The organism is Hymenobacter norwichensis DSM 15439 (assembly GCF_000420705.1).
In the GTDB taxonomy this organism is placed as follows: domain Bacteria; phylum Bacteroidota; class Bacteroidia; order Cytophagales; family Hymenobacteraceae; genus Hymenobacter; species Hymenobacter norwichensis.
The window spans coordinates 302,061-319,312 of the sequence record NZ_ATVL01000009.1 but is presented as its reverse complement, the minus strand read 5'-3'; the positions used below and the strand labels follow the sequence as shown (position 1 = coordinate 319,312).

13 protein-coding genes are annotated in these 17,252 nt (G+C 57.3%); 11 read left to right on the top strand and 2 right to left on the bottom strand.

Features of this window, described 5'->3' with window-relative positions:
- Positions 1-49: 49 nt before the first annotated feature.
- The gene (locus G536_RS0116215; protein WP_022824657.1) at positions 50-1,069 is read right to left on the bottom strand and encodes an SDR family NAD(P)-dependent oxidoreductase; all 1,020 of its coding nucleotides are present in this window, start codon (positions 1,067-1,069) and stop codon (positions 50-52) included.
- A 294-nt stretch (positions 1,070-1,363) separates the two neighbouring features.
- Between G536_RS0116215 and G536_RS30795 the strand changes: the two genes are divergently transcribed.
- Positions 1,364-1,864, top strand: coding sequence for a hypothetical protein (locus G536_RS30795; RefSeq protein ID WP_022824656.1), 501 nt, complete (start codon positions 1,364-1,366; stop codon positions 1,862-1,864).
- Between the two features lie 171 nt (positions 1,865-2,035).
- Here G536_RS30795 and G536_RS30015 read toward each other — a convergent pair whose 3' ends face one another.
- Complete coding sequence (locus tag G536_RS30015; protein WP_022824655.1) at positions 2,036-2,803, bottom strand: sulfite exporter TauE/SafE family protein; 768 nt, start codon at positions 2,801-2,803, stop codon at positions 2,036-2,038.
- Between the two features lie 160 nt (positions 2,804-2,963).
- On the opposite strand from G536_RS30015, the gene G536_RS0116200 reads away from it, so the two are divergent.
- From G536_RS0116200 to G536_RS0116155, 10 genes are all read left to right on the top strand, one after another.
- Complete coding sequence (locus G536_RS0116200; protein WP_022824654.1) at positions 2,964-4,526, top strand: MDR family MFS transporter; 1,563 nt, start codon at positions 2,964-2,966, stop codon at positions 4,524-4,526.
- 384 nt (positions 4,527-4,910) lie between these two features.
- Positions 4,911-7,541, top strand: a complete 2,631-nt coding sequence (locus G536_RS28315; RefSeq protein ID WP_084708661.1) for a T9SS-dependent M36 family metallopeptidase — start codon at positions 4,911-4,913, stop codon at positions 7,539-7,541.
- Positions 7,542-7,788: 247 nt separating this feature from the next.
- Positions 7,789-8,841 (top strand): LLM class flavin-dependent oxidoreductase, encoded by a 1,053-nt coding sequence (locus G536_RS0116190; protein ID WP_033370448.1) that lies wholly within the window; start codon positions 7,789-7,791, stop codon positions 8,839-8,841.
- Between the two features lie 273 nt (positions 8,842-9,114).
- Entirely contained in the window at positions 9,115-11,574 is a 2,460-nt protein-coding gene (locus G536_RS0116185; RefSeq protein ID WP_022824651.1) for a TonB-dependent receptor, read from the top strand.
- Between the two features lie 189 nt (positions 11,575-11,763).
- On the top strand, positions 11,764-13,065 hold the full coding sequence (locus G536_RS0116180) for a PepSY-associated TM helix domain-containing protein (protein WP_022824650.1): 1,302 nt from the start codon (positions 11,764-11,766) through the stop codon (positions 13,063-13,065).
- 108 nt (positions 13,066-13,173) lie between these two features.
- Positions 13,174-14,187, top strand: coding sequence for a bile acid:sodium symporter family protein (locus G536_RS0116175; RefSeq protein ID WP_022824649.1), 1,014 nt, complete (start codon positions 13,174-13,176; stop codon positions 14,185-14,187).
- Positions 14,188-14,485: 298 nt separating this feature from the next.
- On the top strand, positions 14,486-14,932 hold the full coding sequence (locus G536_RS28310; protein WP_022824648.1) for an ankyrin repeat domain-containing protein: 447 nt from the start codon (positions 14,486-14,488) through the stop codon (positions 14,930-14,932).
- A gap of 248 nt (positions 14,933-15,180) precedes the next feature.
- Complete coding sequence (locus G536_RS0116165) at positions 15,181-15,780, top strand: urease accessory protein (RefSeq protein WP_022824647.1); 600 nt, start codon at positions 15,181-15,183, stop codon at positions 15,778-15,780.
- A gap of 151 nt (positions 15,781-15,931) precedes the next feature.
- Complete coding sequence (locus G536_RS0116160; RefSeq protein ID WP_022824646.1) at positions 15,932-16,669, top strand: urease subunit beta; 738 nt, start codon at positions 15,932-15,934, stop codon at positions 16,667-16,669.
- Entirely contained in the window at positions 16,629-17,249 is a 621-nt protein-coding gene (locus G536_RS0116155) for a hypothetical protein (protein WP_157530685.1), read from the top strand. The genes G536_RS0116160 and G536_RS0116155 overlap by 41 nt, the downstream gene beginning before the upstream one ends.
- The last annotated feature ends 3 nt before the right edge of the window (positions 17,250-17,252 follow it).

Below are 17,252 nucleotides of genomic sequence, written 5' to 3'. Positions count from 1 at the left end.
GCGGAGGCGTTGCAAACGAACAACAGAAAACCAACAACGAAAAACGAGCTTACACTTGGTTGTTCTTCTTTTCGGCTTTGCGGGTGAGCGTGGTAATCCAGGATTGGGTAACGGCCGATTCGCTTTCGTGGCCGTAGCGGCGGGCGTCGCCTTCCTTGCCGGTGGGGGCTGGCAGCGTGCGATTCACCCAGCTCAGCAGGTCGGCGGTGGTGCCGGGTGCCAAGCCATGAAAGGCCGACAAGAGCTTGGCCGGCAGCCCTATAATGATTTCGGCGTCGCCGCGGCGGCTGGCGTTCCAAATCTGGCGGGCCGCCGACTCAGCGCTGACCGTGAAGGCCGGCAATGAGTCGGCAATGGTGAACCAAGCGTATTCCTTGAGGTGCTGCCCTTTGATGATGGCATTGCGCGGGCTACCGGTACGCAGCAAGCCAGGGCACACCGTAGTCACCTGAATACCATACTGCAACAGCTCGGAGCGAAAGCCTTCGGAAAGGCCTACCAACGCAAACTTACTGGCCGAATACGGAGCTAAGTGAGGCACGGCTACCTTACCGCCCACCGAGGCAATGTTGATGATACGGCCTTCCCGGCGGCGGCGCATATCGGGCAGCACAGCTTGCATGGCGTGTAGCGGCGCCCAGAAGTGCGTATCCATTGATTCTTCGTACTCACGCAGTTCCATGTGGTCGAGGGGGCCGCCGGTGATAATGCCGGCGTTGTTGACCAGCACATCAATTGGGCCTAGTTTTTCCTGCACCTCGGCCACCAGTGTACGCACGTCGGCGGGCTCCATCAAGTTGCGAGACAGAGCCAGCACTTCGGCGGCGCCGCTAGCTAGCTCCTGCCGGGCGCGCTCCAGTTCGTCGGTGTCGCGGGCGCAGATTGCCACTTTGGCACCCTCGGCCACGGCCTGGCGGGCTAAAATCAGGCCCAGGCCACGTGAGCCGCCCGTAATGAGCACCACGCGACCTTCCAGGTTGTAGGAGCCGCGGCGGTTGCTCCAGAGCGTAGCGGCAGCTAGCAGGGCGCCGGCGCCGGCCACAGCCAGCCAATTATTTCGGTTTTTCATTGCAGTAGAAGTTGCTGATGTTCAGTTGCCAGACTGCCTACGCGCTTTCGGGCAACACAGGCAGAGACAGTTGCTGATTAGATACTTGTTGCGGCCGGAAGAGGTTGGGGTTGGGTGGCAACCAAGTTTCCGTTTATGGCCCGCAATACATCGACAGCAGGAAACCAGAAGTGGTCTGTTGGTCGTTATGCGCGCAGCTTTCACGAATTGGCATCATATTTACAAGCCGGTTTCTCTGCTCGCTTTCTTGCCTTGGCAAAGGCGCAGTATTTTCGGCTACTTCACTTTCTGCATATGAAAACCCCTCTCTTGGCGGCGCTGCTTTTGCTGGCTGCCCCTACCCTTCTGCTGGCCCAAACCACCACCGCCAAGGTGAAAACGAAAACGCCGGTCGGCCCTACTACCAAAACCAAGACCACCCTGCCGGCTACCACCGCGCCGGCCCCGCCGAAAGTCACCCCACCCGAGGCGCAAGTGGAAGCCCGCGCCAACGCCCTCACCAGCAACATGCAGAAAGCCTTGGCTCTGAGTTCGGAGCAGGTAGAGAAAGTGCGCCAAATCAACCTGGTGAGTGTGCGCGGCGTGGAATCGGCCCGCCTCACCTACCGCCAGGACGTACGCAAGATGGCCGCCATCATCGACGACATCGGGCAGGCCCGCCTGGCCACCTTGAAAAATGTGCTAACGCCCACCCAGTTCGATAGATACCAGCGCAAGCGCGAAGAGAAAATGGGCGTCCCCAGCTCCCAAGGCAGCCAGGGCAACCCTGTTCCAGGCTTACCGGGGGGTGAGTAACGGAGTGAGTTAGCGCTTCACACTCATAGTAGCTACAAAACGCCTGTCATTCTGAGCTTGCGAAGGACCTTATCACGTAACAACAGATTGCTCTGGCGTGGTAAGGTCCTTCGCAAGCTCAGGATGACAGGCGTTGTTTGTTTATAGCCTAGAACTCACTATTTCACCGTTTCACCGAAACGTCTCCCAGGCCAGCTTGATGATGATGCCGCTGACAACCACCAGGAACAGGATGCGGACGAAGCCGGTGCCTTTTTTGAGGGCGTAGTTGGCGCCCAGCGTGGAGCCGAGGATGTTGCTGGCGGCCATCGGCAGGGCCACTATCCAGAGCACTTGGCCAGTGTAAGCGAAATAAGCCAGTCCGGCCAGGTTGGTGGCTACGTTTACGAGCTTGGCTGAGGCCGAGGCCGTTAGGAAGTCGTAGCCGAACAGCCCCACGAACATGAACAGCAAGAAGCTGCCCGTGCCGGGACCGAAAAACCCGTCGTAGAAGCCGATAATGGCGCCCATGATGATGGCCACCCACACTTCGCGGCGGGGGGTGAGGCGCGGGGCATGAATGCTACCTAAGTCTTTGCGCCAGAATGTGTAAAGGGCAATAACCACCAGCAGCCCCAGCACCATGGGGCGCAGCAGCTCAGGCGGAAACAAGCTGATAACCCGCGCCCCCAGAAACGCAAAGCCCCCTGCTACTACGGCCGCCGTGCCTACGGAGCGCCACTGCATGGGTACCTGCCCCGCATAGCGCCGCAGCGCCGCCGCCGTACCCATCAACGACGAGGCTTTGCCGGTACCAAAAATGGTGGGCACCGGCACGCCCTTAAGTAGCAGCAGCATGGTTGGCAGCTGAATCAGGCCGCCGCCGCCCACCATCGAATCAATAAAGCCCGCCGCAAAGGCCACCACACACAAGGCGGCAATAGTAGTAACTGTAATCACAGCGGCGAAAGTAATCGGTTGTCAGTTGTCAGTTGCGAGTTATCAGTTGCCAGTTGTCAAAGCCGTGTTAATACTTTGGTTACCGCCAACTCGTAACCGGCAACCGACAACTCACAACTGACAACTCCCACCTGCGTACAGTCAGGCTCATTCCCTGCTCATGACTGAAAACCTTACCCAGCGGCAAAAGATGCTCACGTTTGCCGGTATCCTGCTGGCTATGTTTCTGGGTTCCCTCGACCAAACCATTGTAAGCACAGCCCTACCGCGCATTGTAGCCGATTTGCACGGCCTCGACCGATTTACCTGGGTGGCTACGGCCTACCTGGTGGCTAGCACGGCACTAGTACCCATTTATGGCAAGCTGGCTGATATGTACTCGCGCCGCCGGATTGAGGTGGTAGCCGTCAGCGTGTTTCTGGTGGGCTCGATGCTGTGCGGGCTGGCCGGCGAGTTTGGCCCTCTGCCCTTGCTCGGCGACGGTATGACCCAGCTGATTGTGTTTCGGGCGGTGCAGGGCTTTGGCGGCGCGGGCCTGTTTGCCATGGCCTTTATCATCATTGCCGACTTGTTTCCGCCCGCCGAGCGGGGCAAATACCAGGGTTTTGTAGGAGCAGTATTTGGCACGTCGTCGGTGCTGGGGCCGTTCCTGGGGGGCTTCCTCACCGACCAGGGCACCAACCTGATTCCGGGGGTGGCGGGCTGGCGGCTGGTGTTTTATGTGAACCTACCATTAGGACTGCTGGCGCTTTGGTTTATTGTCACCCAGATGCCTGCCCTCCGGCCCCGCACCACGCCCAAGCCACTCGATGTACTATCCATTGTGCTGCTGCTACTAGGTTTGATTCCGCTGGTGGTGGGCTTGCAGCTCAACAAAGCCGAGTACGGCTGGACCTCGCCGGTTACGCTGGGCCTACTGGCCGTAGCGGTGGTAGCACTGGTACTGTTCGTGCGTCGCAGCCTGCGTTCCGACAACCCAATTCTGGATTTCAGCTTGTTTGGCAACCCGGTTTTCCGGTCGGCCAATGCGGCGCTGTTTCTGCTGGGCGGGGCGTTTCTAGGCATTATCATCTTCGAGCCGCTGTTCATGGTGAACGTACTAGGCACCACGGCTACTAAAGCCGGCATCAGCCTGATTCCGCTGTCGATGGGGGTGGTAACGGGCTCGTTGCTGGCGGGCCAGATGGTGTCGCGCTTCGGGCACTACAAGCGCTGGATGCTAGGCGGGCTGGTGGTGTTACTAGGTGGGCTGTCGTTGTTGGCCACCATGCCTGTAACCGTTAGTTACGGGCAGGTGCTGTCGTATTTACTGCTGTGCGGTCTGGGTTTGGGGCCTACTATGCCGCTCTATACACTAGCCATCCAGAACGCCATCGAGCCGCACCTGATGGGCCAGGCTACCTCGGCCAGCCAGTTTTTCCGGCAGATTGGCGGTGCTATTACGGCTTCCGTTCTGGGCACCGTTCTTACCCTCACGCTGGCGGGCAGCTTACCAGCGGCGGCAGTATCTGGCGATGCCGCGCCGCCCGTTGTGGCAGAGGGTCCGGCCATACCGGCGGCATCCAGCCAAGTCACTCCCGAACTTAAAGCCGCCTTTTCGAAGGCCATTTCGCGTATCTACTTCCTCAACATCTTCCTAGTAGCCGGCGGCCTCCTCATCACGCTGTTCGTGCCGGAGTTGCCCTTGCGCAAAAGCAACGAGGGCACGCCCCCAGTGGAGTAGCCTGTTACTATTCTCTCTGTTAGTAACGGCAACTGAGCGAATACTTACGTCGGCGGACTGGAATGGGCTAGCTGCCAGCATTGGTTTGTTGGCTGCCAATAATCCGCACTAGCTCAACAGTACTTATACTAGATATCAGCCACCTAAAAACAGTCGTAATTCATTGTTGTACTTTGCTTATTTTATGTACTATTTATCATTATATTAAACTTATGATAAATTACAAGGCTTTTTATTAAAATATAGTCAATTTATTGCAAATAACCTATATACATAATTAGGGGATAAATTTAGCTCTTTGATTGTTTATAATGGTGAAGCAGTAGGTTTAGAGAGTGGCTGCCTGACAGCAGCTAATCCACTCTTTTCATCCTACTACCTTCTATGAAAACATCTTTTACGCCCACTATTTGTCGTCCTTTACTTGTGGCTGCCCTGCTGGCTCTGCCCGGCCTGGCAGCGGCCCAAACTACCCCGCTCAGCACGGCGTTGCAGCAGTTGAGCAGCCGTTCCTCGAAGCTCGGCCTCACGGAAGCCGACGTGCTGAATCCGGCCGTTACCAACTCCTATACCGATGCCGATGCCGGCGTGACGCACGTGTATCTGCGGCAGCGCTACCAGGGCCTGGAAGTGTACGGCACCGAATCCGACCTGCATCTGGACCGCAACCAGAAGGTGGTCAGCTTACACAGCGCCTTCATTGCTAACGTGGCCAATGCTGGTCGGGCTGCCGCTACCACGCCTACCTTGACGCCTGTGCAGGCCGTAGCTGCCGCCGCCCGCGTCCTGAATCTGCCTGCTCCTGGCAGCCTCAACGTAGTGAAGGACGGCACACCTGCGGAGGGCCTCACTTTCTCGGAAGGGGGCATTTCACTGGACCCAATTCCAGTTAAGCTCATGTACCAAGCCCGCCCCAGCGGCGAGTTGGTGCTGGTCTGGGACGTAACCATTGCGCCCAAAGCCGGCGACCATTACTGGAACGTGCGCGTTGATGCCCGCACCGGCCAGCTAGTGGACAAAGATGACCTCACTGTTCCTGAGCCTGTCGATTTTCAGGAACTAACGCACCGTGCCTTATCGTCGCCGGCTTGGCCTCAGTCGCAGGCTACCCCTGCCGGCACCACGTCCGTACCCAACAGCTACAACGTGTACCCTATTACCGTTGAGAGCCCTATTTATGGGAACCGGCAACTGGTAGTGAATCCCGCTGATGCTATTTACTCGCCCTTTGGCTGGCACGATACCAACGGCGTGGCCGGAGCGGAATTTACTATCACCCGCGGCAACAATGTGCATGCCTACGAGGACCGCGCCAGCCGCAACGGCAACCCCATCGGCTACAGCCCCGACGGTGGCCCCGACCTGAGCTTCGACTTTCCGTTCGACCAAACGGCGGCGCCCCAGGTTTATCAGGACGCGGCCATTACCAACCTGTTCTACTGGAACAACCTCATGCACGACGTAATGGCCTATAAAGGCTTCAACGAAGTGAGCGGCAACTTCCAGGTAAAGAACTACTCCAACACCGGCCTCGGCAACGACGATGTGCGCGCCGAAGCCCAGGATGGCGGCGGCGTTAACAATGCCAACTTCTCGACGCCCGCAGACGGTGCACGGCCCCGCATGCAAATGTATCTGTGGCCCGGCGGGGTAGGCAGCATCACGGCGCCGGCTACCATTGCCGGCCCCTTGCAGATGCGCGGCACCGCGTACGGCCGCACGCTTACTGCGGCGGGCCCTATCAGGGGCAATGTAGTGCTAGCCAACGATGGCTCTGCCAACCCGCCGCGGGCGTGTAATCCGTTGCTGAATGCGGCGGCCATCAATGGCAATATTGCCTTGGTCTATCGGGGGGGCACTTGCTCTACACCCACTAAAATCCGGAATGCGCAAAACGCCGGCGCCCGGTTGGTACTGATTTCAGACAGCATTCCCAATACTGCTATTGCCAACTATGGCGGTGCCACTGATACCGTAGGGATTCGCATCCCATCGGTGGCTATTTCCAAAGCCGATGGCGATAAAATCAGGGGAGCTCTGACCTCGGGCGTTACGGTTACAGTGAGCGTAAACGGCATTATCCGCGACGGTGATTTCGACAACGGAGTAATTGCGCACGAATACGGGCACGGCATCAGTAACCGCCTCACCGGCGGGCCCGCCGTGGCCAACTGCCTCAACAACGCCGAACAAATGGGCGAAGGCTGGAGCGACTTTTTCGGCTTGTGGATGACCACCAAGCCCGGCGACCAGGGGTTCACGCCCCGGGGCATCGGCAACTACGTAACCGGTGCCGCCATTGATGGCTATGGCATCCGTCCGCAACGCTACTCGACCGATTTTGCCATCAACAACCAAACCTACGCTATGATTGGCGTAGCGCCTTACACGGCCGTGCACGCCGTGGGCTCGGTGTGGGCCGCTACGCTCTGGGATTTGAACTGGAAACTAGTGGACCGCTACGGCTACAACCGCAACCTGAAAGCCGCCACCGGCGGCAACAATATCGCGCTGAAACTGGTGCTGGATGGCCTGAAGCTTCAGACCTGCCGGCCTGGCTTCCTTGATGGTCGCGACGCCATTCTGCGTGCAGACTCCATCTACAACAACAAAGCCAACACCTACATGATCTGGCAGGTGTTTGCTCGCCGCGGCATGGGCATTGATGCCGAGCAGGGTTCCAGCAACAGCCTCACCGACCAAGTAGCCGGCTACCTGATTCCGACCCGCGTACTGGCCAACCAGCCCCAACAGGAGCGCGACCAGCTGCTGGACCTCTACCCCAACCCCGCCAGCAACGACCTGACCGTACGTCTGCCGGTCAGCAGCAAGTCGCCGGTGCAGGTAACGGTGCTGACGGTGCTGGGCAAAACCGTGCAAACCCAAGCCGTGCGCTCCACCGAGTTGCAGCAGGGCTTGCACCTGAACACGGCCAGCCTGCCTGCCGGCCTGTACATCGTGCAGCTGCGCTCCGATGCCGGCTCCTTCACCAAGAAGGTTCTAATTCAGCACTAGGCTAGCTATGTTGACTAGTTGAACGGCGTTATTCAACGCTAATTGAAACCCCGGTGGGCTGATGTCTACCGGGGTTTTATTTTGTCAGGCAGGGCTTCATTTCGAACCGGGGAATGAATGACAGGGCGTAACGAGTAGCCTAAGAGCCGCTGTAGCGAGGCCAGCAAACCACTTTTCAGCTTATGCTGTTGTAGCAGTTACCGTGCACCATTCGGTTACGGTATTCACTGGCTTAACCTCTGGCATCATGTCCACTACTAATAGATTGCACCTGAGCGTCCTCGACCAGTCGCCGATACGGCAGGGCGGCTCGGCCCGGCAGGCCCTACATGAAACCATAGAACTTGCCCGTTTGGCCGACCGGCTGGGCTATACCCGCTACTGGGTTTCAGAACACCACAACACCGGCACCCTGGCCGGCTCCGCACCGGAAGTGCTGCTGGCCCGGCTGGGCGCCGAAACCACCCGCATTCGGCTGGGCTCGGGCGGCGTGATGCTGCCGCACTACTCGGCCCTGAAAGTGGCGGAGAACTTCCGCCTGCTCGAAGCCCTCTACCCCGGCCGCATCGACCTGGGCATTGGCCGCGCCCCCGGCACCGACCGGATTACGGCCCACGCCCTCAATCCGCACAACGCCTTTCGCGACGAAGACTTTGCCGAGCAACTCATGGATTTGCGCGCCTTCCTGCGCGACGACGTGGTACCCGATACCATTCATGCCAAGGTGAAGGCGGCCCCGTTTGTAGATACCGTGCCGGAGCTGTGGCTATTAAGTTCGAGCGGGCAGAGCGGCTTGTTTGCAGCGCATGTGGGGGCGGCGTTTTCGTTTGCTCATTTCATCAACCCCAACAATGGCCCGGCCATGGTGAAACTCTACAAAGAGCGGTTCAAACCCTCGCCGGAGCTAGCCGCGCCGCAAGCCAACGTGGCCATTTTCGTGCTTTGCGCCGATACCCAGGCCAAGGCTACGGAATTAGCCGATGCACTAGCCTTGCAGATGCTGAAGCTGGAAACCGGCGACCGAACTCCAATGGGCCCCACCGACGCTGTACTTCGCTACCAGCAGCACTTAGAGCCCGACCTACTTGCCCGCCTCGACTACCACCGCACCCGCATGGTTTCCGGTACTCCCGAGCAGGTGCGCGAGCAGCTGGAAAAACTGGCTGCTGACTATGGCGTGGACGAAGTAACGGCCGTCACCATCACCTATGACTTTCAGGACCGGCTACGGTCTTACGAACTGCTGGCCGAGGTATTTGAGCTGAATCCGGTGGCGCAAATGCTAGCACAGGCTGTATAGAGCAGCGCTACATTGAAAAGAGCACAAGAGGTCTGGAGCGTATGCTTCAGACCTCTTGTGCTTTAGAGCATAATCCTTATTCAGATTAAATTTAATTAACCTGCTGTTTTGAATTCTTCTAAATAGAAGCGTGCTTTGCATTGTTTTTAATCAGTCTAAACAAGCCAAGTGCTTCGGTTTATGCCCCGACCTTCTCTACTCCTACTTCTTTCGCTACCTATAAGCAGCTTTCTACAAGCTGCACCAGTACCCGTACTAGCTGGTTCATCCTTTGTGCTTGCTGCAACTGGCGCCGATGATGTAGCGAAGCGCGGCTGGCTGACCGGCCAGGTAAAGGATGCCGCTGGCAAGCCAGTGGAAGGAGTTTCAGTAGCTTTGAAGGGCACCTCCTATGGCGCCACCACCACCGCCGACGGTAGCTTCCGGCTCACGGCCCAGTCGGGTTCTTATGAGCTAGTAGTGAGCAGCATCGGCTACGTGACGCAGGAAATACCTGTAACCGTAACCGGCGGCGAAATCACCACGGTGCCCACCTTCGCGCTGGCCGTTAGCAACCAGAACCTGGCGGAGGTAACCGTAACGAGCGCTAAGTCGCTGAACCAGCGGGCAGTGAGCGTGGGCAAGATGCCCGTTGCTACGCTTGATTTGCCGCAAAGCGCCGTAACCGTGGAGCGGGAGGTACTGGAGCAGCAGCAGGTGTTGCGCCTTTCCGATGCCCTGGTGAACGTGAGCGGCTTGTACGTAACCAGCACCACCGGCGGCACGCAGGAAGAACTGGGCAGCCGCGGCTTTGCATACGGCTCGAACAACACCTTCAAAAATGGCGTCCGGTTCAACAACGGCGTGATGCCCGAAGCTAGCTCCCTGGAGCGCATGGAAGTACTGAAAGGCAGCGCGGCCATTCTGTATGGCAACGTAGCGGCCGGCGGCGTGCTGAATCTGGTTACCAAGAAGCCCCAGTTCGAGCAGGGCGGCTCGGTGGGGTTGCGGGTAGGCAGCTTCGGTTTATGGAAGCCAACCGTGGACGTGTACGGCGCAGTTGGCAACAGCGAGAAAGTAGCTTTCCGGCTAAACGGCACCTACGAAAACGCCAAAAGCTTCCGCGACGAGGTGAAATCCAACCGCGTGTATGTGAACCCGTCGTTGCTGTTCGAGCTAACCCCGAAAACCACCCTGATTCTGGAAGGCGACTACCTGCGCGACAACCGCACCCCCGACTTCGGCGTGGGCGCCATCGACTACAACATTCTGGAATCCAGAACTCGGTTCCTGAACGTACCCGGCGCCAACAACGCCACCCAGCAAACCAGCGCCACCGCCACCCTCAGCAGCCGCCTCAACGACAAATGGCAGATTCGGGCCGTGGGTGCCTTCCAGCGCTACGACAACGAGCAGCGCACCGGCAACCGCCCTTCCACCATTCGCAACGGCACTGTTACCAAGAACAACATCGTCTACCCTCGCCCTCAGATTTACGGCAACTTTGGCCGTACGCTAAGCCGCACCGAAACCGCTGAGAACTACTACCTTGCTCAGCTAGACCTGACAGGGCAATTTCGCACGGGCTTCTTAAGCCACACAGTATTGATTGGTGCCGATGCCGACCAATACAACACTCAACTTTTATCATATACAGCACAAGCATATGACTCTATCAACGTGTTCGACCAGGGTCGGGTATTAAATCAGCCAGCCAACCGAGTAAGCGGCTTCGATGCACTCTACCGTGCTACCCGTACACTAAGTAACACTCGCCGGGCCGGCTTCTACGTGCAGGATTTGATGAGCATTTCCGAGAAAGTGAAACTGCTGGCCGGTGTCCGCTGGAGCTACCAAGAAACCCCCAGCGACGTGTACACATTTGCTCCGCCTACAGCTACTGACCAAACCCTTCGCGTAACGCAGCAGAACCGCCGCTACGACAATGCCTTTTCGCCTCGCTTGGGCCTAGTGTATCAGCCTATTAAAACCACTTCGGTATTCGCCTCCTATTCCAACTCGTTCACTCCGCAGGGCAACACCGTCACCAACAACCAGGGCGGGGCATTACCTCCTTCTATCATCGACCAGCTCGAAGTTGGTATCAAAAACGACTTGTTTAAAGGTGCTTTGTCGGCTAACGTGACGGCCTACCGCATTGTGAATAGCAACCAGGCGCAGGTTATTCAGCAGTTCATTAACAACGACCCAACTCAACTCAATCCTACTTACAATTCCAATTTCCCCAGTGCTCAAGAGCTTGCTGGTGAGGTAACCAGCAAAGGTGTGGAAGTGGACGTGCAAAGCAAGCCAATGATGGGCTGGACATTTATCACGGGCTACAGCTATAATCACACGGCGTATACCAAGAGCAATATCTATGAAAACGGCAGCCGCCTGCGCTACAACCCTGCGCACACAGCTAACCTGAGCTTGTTCTACAACTTTAGCAACTCGTTCAGCGACAACAGCTTCCTGCGCGGCTTGAATGCCGGGGTTACTGCTTACTACGTCGGCGACAAGCTGGCTGGCCGCAATACCCGCCTTACTGTAGCCAACGATGCCTTCCGGCTGATCAGCATCCCCAACTACACGCTCTTCGATGCCTCCCTGGGCTACACCTACGAGCGGTTTTCGGTGCGGGTAAAACTGGCCAACATTCTGGATGAGCTGAGCTACAACCTGCACGACGACAACAGCGTGAACCCCATTGCACCCCGTAACTTTGCCGCCACGGCCAGCTACCGCTTTTAACTGATTGGTAATTGTTGCACATTGATTGGTAACGCCTTACAGAAACAATCAATCAACTATTGTCAAGCATCGACTAATGAGGTGAGTGAAGAAACCCCGGAAAGAGCCAGCTGCACCTGGTTACCTTCCGGGGTTTTTGCCCAAGCTTGCCGAATGCATTGCTACTCGTCTTTTTATCTATCGTAACGCATGAAAATCCTCTTCCGCCGCATTCACTTGTACCTCGGGCTAGCTTCCGGGCTGCTCATTCTCGTGGTGTGTTTCACAGGTGGGATTCTGGTTTTTGAAAAAGAGCTGGAACAGGCCTGGCACCCGGAGCGCTACTTTGTGACGACGGCCACCACGTCGCGCCTATCCTTGGCCCAGCTCACCGATGCCGTAAAAACCGCCAAGCCCAAAGGCAAAATCAGCAGCTTCAAAGTCTACTCCGACCCTGCGCGCACCATGGAGGTGAACCTGGCCGGCGAAGACAAGGGCGGTAAAGGCGGCCCCGGCGGCAAGGCAGGCCAGCCGGAACAGCGGACTGAAGCCCCTGGAGCAGACGCCCGTGGTCAGCAGCGCGGCGGCCCTGACCAGGCCGAAGCCCGTGGTATAGCGGGTGGTAAAGGCGAGAGAGGCGGACCAGGGGGCAAAGGTGGTCCCGGCGGCAAAGGCCGCAACGTGGGTCCGCGCCTCTTCGTGAACCCCTACACCGGGGCGGTTATCGACGAAATCAACCCGCGCGAAACGTTCTTTCACTTCATGGAGGAAATTCACCGGGGCCTAGTGGCCGGGCGCACCGGCAAGCTCATTATGGGCATCAACTCCATCGTATTTCTGTTCATTCTGGGTACCGGCATCGTGTTGTGGTGGCCCACAGCCCGCAAGAATCTTACGCAGCGCCTGAAAGTGAAATGGGGCAGCAGCTGGAAACGCCTCAACCACGATTTTCACATCGTGCTGGGGTTCTACACGTCTATCTTCCTGCTGATTATGGCCCTGACAGGCGTAGGTATGTCTTTTGATTGGGTGGGCAACACCATCAACACCCTCACCAACTCGCCCAAGCAGCGGCCCGAGCCCCCCACGTCTACTGTCCCAACTGCTGGCGGCGTAACCTTTGGGGCTGATGCCGCTTTGCAAGCCGCGCAACGCCAGATTCCGGCGGCCGTCAGCTACTCGGTGCAGGTGCCCAAGGAGCCGACCGGCAGCATTCAGGTGGGTATGCTCCGCCCCGATGCCCTCACCGAGCGTGCTACCGACGACGTGTATTTCGACCAGTATTCGGGTCAGGTGCTGCGCCAAACCACCTATGGGCAGCAACCGGTGGGGCAGCGCATCCGGGGGCTGTTCAAGCCAGTGCACACCGGCGCTATTTTCGGCTGGCCTACTAAGGTGCTGGCCTTTGTGATTGTGGTGCTGGGCTTTACGTTTCCCATTACCGGCACCATCCTGTGGTGGAACCGTACCAATAAGGCTAAAAAGAAGCCCCGTAAACTGGTAGCCGCGTAGTTCGCCTGAACCCGGACTTACCTATACCGTATTTTCAAGAAGCGTCAGGCTATTGCGGCCTGACGCTTTTCTTTTGTCTTTTTGCCTACTCACTCCCTGCTCATTCTTATGTCTACCACGTCCGAAAACCGTATCGTAGCCTTCCTGCGCAACACCGGCCTGCTCGACTGGTTTCTGCTGGGTTTGGCGGGGGCCGTGCTACTGGCTTACCTGCTGCCCGACTTGGGGAGCAAGGCCAGCCCCATCCCCTGGAAAGTGGTAACGACGGGCGGCGTGGCGTTGATTTTCTTCTTTTATGGCCTGCGGCTAAACCTGGATAAGATGAAGGCTGGGCTGCGCAACTGGCGGTTGCACACGGTAGTACAGCTTGTCACGTTTGTGGCGTTTCCGTTGCTGGCGCTGCTGGTGCGGCCGTTTTTCGGCAGTGAAAAAGCTGATTTGCTGTGGCAGAGCATCTTCTTTCTCTGTACGCTGCCTAGTACGGTGTCCACGTCGGTGGTGATGGTGGGCATTGCGGGTGGCAACCTGCCCGCGGCCATCTTCAACGCCAGCATCAGCAGCTTGCTCGGCATTTTCCTCACTCCTATTTGGACCAGCCTGATTCTGAACACCGGCACTGGCGGCGGCCGCCTCTGGCACCTAGCCCTCGACCTAACGTGGCAGGTGGTGCTGCCCGTAGTGGCGGGGGTGCTACTCAACCGTCGCTTCGGAGGCTTCGCGGACAAGCACAAGCAAAAGCTGCGCGTTTTCGACCAAATTATCATCCTCTGCATTGTCTTTACTTCATTCTGCGAGTCGTTTGCCGAAGGCATTTTCCGCAGCTACGTACCCACCGATATAATATTGCTGGGCCTGGGCATGGTAGCGCTGTACTTCGTGATTTTCGGGCTGGTGTGGGGGTTGAGTCGGGTGCTGGGTTTTTCGCGCGAAGACCGAATTGTGGCGCTGTTTTGCGGCTCTAAAAAATCGTTGGTGCACGGCAGCGTGATGGCCAGCCTGCTGTTTCCGGCCACTGCCGCTACCGGGGCTCTGCTATTGCCGCTGATGCTTTACCACGCGCTGCAAATTATTCTGGCCAGCGTAATGGCCCAGCGGATGGGCCGCCAAGTAGCTTTGGCCTAGGCTGCGGTGACAGGGCCAATTGGTTGCCGCCCGTATAAATTCAGTGGCTTCTGTTTCGCGCAGTCTTTCTTGTTTTCTGCTTTACAGACGGCAAGAAGGGCTGCGCCATGGTGGCGGCAATGTGCCATCCGTGATGCTGAGCCAACCATATAAAATAAGATGAAACCAACTTACACCCGTATTTCGGATAGTTGGGCGAAGTGCAACCTTTCTGGCCCCGTATGGCGCAAATAGTGTTTTATCTAGTCAATATGTTATATTTGAGATTATTCTTTTGCACAAAAGCCCGTTTCATGGCATGAAAAAACTTATTCTGTCTTTTGTTTTATTTTTAGGCTACACGTCCCTTGTCCTGGCCCAAACTCCCACTCAAAAAGTGTACGCTGCAGTAGTGAAAAACCAACCGGCAGAAGTGGCCGCCCTGCTCAAAGCTGGCGCCGACCCCAACGCCCCGGTGGAAATGATGCCCGGTTTCCCCACCAGCTTCCTGATTCTAGCCGCCGGCCAAAGTCGCACCGAAATCGTGAAGGTGCTACTCCAGAACAAGGCCTTAGTTAATAAGCCCGACAGCTTCAACGCCACTGCTCTGATGGCTGCTGCCAGCGAAGGAAACGCCGAGCTAGTTACCCTGCTGCTAGCCGCCGGTGCCGACCCCAAGCTCAAAGACAAAGACGGCAAAGACGCTTTGGCCAGTGCCAAGGAAAGCGGCAACGCCGACGTAGTGAAGCTTCTCCAGGGGAAATGAGTTGTTAGTTGCGGATTAGCAGTCATGAGTTAACTGAAAACTCATAACTGCTAATCCGCAACTAACAACCGGCAGCTGAAAGCAGCCCAACCGCAATGTTGGGCTGCTTTTGCGTTTTATTGGGGCTGAGCGCTTAACTTGCCCAACCCCGCTCTGGCACGTAGCGCACTACCTCCGCCGCGTTGTCACCCCCGCCCCACCCCGGATTCTCTGCCCAATACAGCCAGCTACCTTTAGCCTGCTTCTGCATGGAGAACCTTTTGCCCTTAGTGTTTGCCTCCGTAGCCGGTGCGGGCCATGCTTTTGAACCGGACCATCTGCTGGCCGTCAGCAGCATGGTTTCCCGGCGCGACAGCACGGCGCTGGCCATGAAGGACGGCCTCTATTGGGGCCTGGGCCACACCACCATGATTGCGCTGGTGGGCTCCGTGATTCTGCTAAGCCGGGCCACGTTCCTGCAATCCGGCTACTTCGAGGCAGCGGTGGGGCTGATGCTTATCGTCATGGGCCTGAGCCGGTTGGCGGGCAAGGAACCGCTGGGCTTCAAAATCAAAGCCACCTCCGAGCACCGCGTCGCCTACACTGTGGGCCTCATCCATGGCTTGGCGGGCAGCGGCGCGCTAGTCCTGCTGGTGATGAGCGAAATTAGCAGCCCGCTGCTGGGTGTGCTGTACCTGCTGGTATTTGGGGTGGGGTCAATCCTGGGTATGTTTGGCGTGGCGGGTTTGCTGAGCATTCCTTACACCCCCCGCATGCGCCTGAGTGGCCGAATCCGGCTGGTTACCGGCGTGGTATCGTCGGTGGCCTGCATAGCGTACGGCGGCTGGATGATTTACGTGAATGTGTAATATGCAGAGGCTAAGTCAGAACGTCATGCAGAGGCGGCGCCGAAGCATCCCGCTTGAATTGTTGAATTGCTCCTGAGTCAGCATGCGAGATGCTTCGGCGCCGCCTCTGCATGACGTTCTCTTTTGTTATTCCTCTCCTGATTATTAAACCATGCACCTTTCGCCCAAAGACCTTGACAAGTTGGTGCTGCACCAAGCCGGCTTCGTGGCCCAGAAGCGCTACGCCCGCGGCCTGCTCCTCAACTACCCCGAAGCCGTAGCTCTCATTGCCACGCAACTGCTAGAGTTTATCCGCGACGGGGAGCGAGTGGCCGTGCTTATGGACAAAGGCAAGCAACTGCTGGGCCTCTCCGACGTGCTGCCCGGCGTAGCCGACATGATTGCCGAAGTACAGGTAGAAGGCACCTTCCCCGACGGCACCAAGCTCGTTACGGTACACCACCCCATCTGCCGCGAAACCGGCGACCCCACCCTGGCCCTCTACGCCTCCGGCCTCACCCGCACCGCCGAGAAGCTGATTATCGACAACGTGCTGCACCCCAACCCCGGCGAGTACCTGCTGGCTTCGGCAGACATTACCCTGAACGCCGACCGCGTCACCGTGGAGCTGGACGTGACCAACATGGGCGACCGGCCGGTGCAAGTCGGCTCGCACTATCCGTTCTTCGAAACCAACGCCGCCCTGCAATTCGACCGGGCGCTGGCTTACGGGTTCCGCCTCAACATCCCCGCCGGCACGGCCGTCCGCTTCGAGCCCGGCGAGCGGAAACGGGTGACGCTGGTAGCCCTGGCCGGCGAGCGTATCGTGTACGGCGGCAACGGCTGGATTGATGGGAAGCTAGATGAAGATGGAAAAAGAAGCGGTGCCTTGGATAGACTCCCTACTTAGTTTAGATCGTCAATATCTACTTGCACTCATTATCACTATGGGAAATTTGATTAGAAAGGCAGGAGACCTTGTTAATAAGGCAAGTGATACACTCATCAGCTTGGTGGCAGGCTCTTGTATCGTAGCTGCTATTCTAGTTGCTGCCATTATTTGCTTGCCATTGCTGCCATTCATTTTAATCTGGTCGCATTTCTCTAACAAGAGATTCCAAAAGGAATACAACCTGTATTTGCAGCAGATGAATGGTGTATGTTTTTTCTTCTATAATAACCGCAAAAGCAGCGTCGCGTTTGCCCGTGAAATGCTTGCTCCTAAACTGGCTCCTGCGGTCAGAAGAACTTTGGTAGAGGGTAAGCGAATTGTTACCGGAGATGACCTCAGCTTCCTTTCAACTATGCTTACTGGCGTCAAAGACCGGAAAGGCTTCCCATATCTGATAAAAGTTGTGGATGGTCAGGTACTGGACTGCTCAATCAACCAACAATTTTACAACACGATGGCTGGGAATAAGCCGCTAGAGCCACTTCTAGCTCAAATCAATTCTTTCTATACATCTACTGCTCGAGCTTCCAACGACTAACTT

What these genes read in the sequence shown, in the direction of transcription:
- G536_RS0116215 (WP_022824657.1), bottom strand. Translation starts at nt 1,069, where the DNA reads ATGAAAAACCGAAATAATTGGCTGGCTGTGGCCGGCGCCGGCGCCCTG.
- G536_RS30795 (WP_022824656.1), top strand. Translation starts at nt 1,364, where the DNA reads ATGAAAACCCCTCTCTTGGCGGCGCTGCTTTTGCTGGCTGCCCCTACC.
- G536_RS0116200 (WP_022824654.1), top strand. Translation starts at nt 2,964, where the DNA reads ATGACTGAAAACCTTACCCAGCGGCAAAAGATGCTCACGTTTGCCGGT.
- G536_RS28315 (WP_084708661.1), top strand. Translation starts at nt 4,911, where the DNA reads ATGAAAACATCTTTTACGCCCACTATTTGTCGTCCTTTACTTGTGGCT.
- G536_RS0116190 (WP_033370448.1), top strand. Translation starts at nt 7,789, where the DNA reads ATGTCCACTACTAATAGATTGCACCTGAGCGTCCTCGACCAGTCGCCG.
- G536_RS0116180 (WP_022824650.1), top strand. Translation starts at nt 11,764, where the DNA reads ATGAAAATCCTCTTCCGCCGCATTCACTTGTACCTCGGGCTAGCTTCC.
- G536_RS0116175 (WP_022824649.1), top strand. Translation starts at nt 13,174, where the DNA reads ATGTCTACCACGTCCGAAAACCGTATCGTAGCCTTCCTGCGCAACACC.
- G536_RS28310 (WP_022824648.1), top strand. Translation starts at nt 14,486, where the DNA reads ATGAAAAAACTTATTCTGTCTTTTGTTTTATTTTTAGGCTACACGTCC.
- G536_RS0116165 (WP_022824647.1), top strand. Translation starts at nt 15,181, where the DNA reads ATGGAGAACCTTTTGCCCTTAGTGTTTGCCTCCGTAGCCGGTGCGGGC.
- G536_RS0116160 (WP_022824646.1), top strand. Translation starts at nt 15,932, where the DNA reads ATGCACCTTTCGCCCAAAGACCTTGACAAGTTGGTGCTGCACCAAGCC.
- G536_RS0116155 (WP_157530685.1), top strand. Translation starts at nt 16,629, where the DNA reads ATGGAAAAAGAAGCGGTGCCTTGGATAGACTCCCTACTTAGTTTAGAT.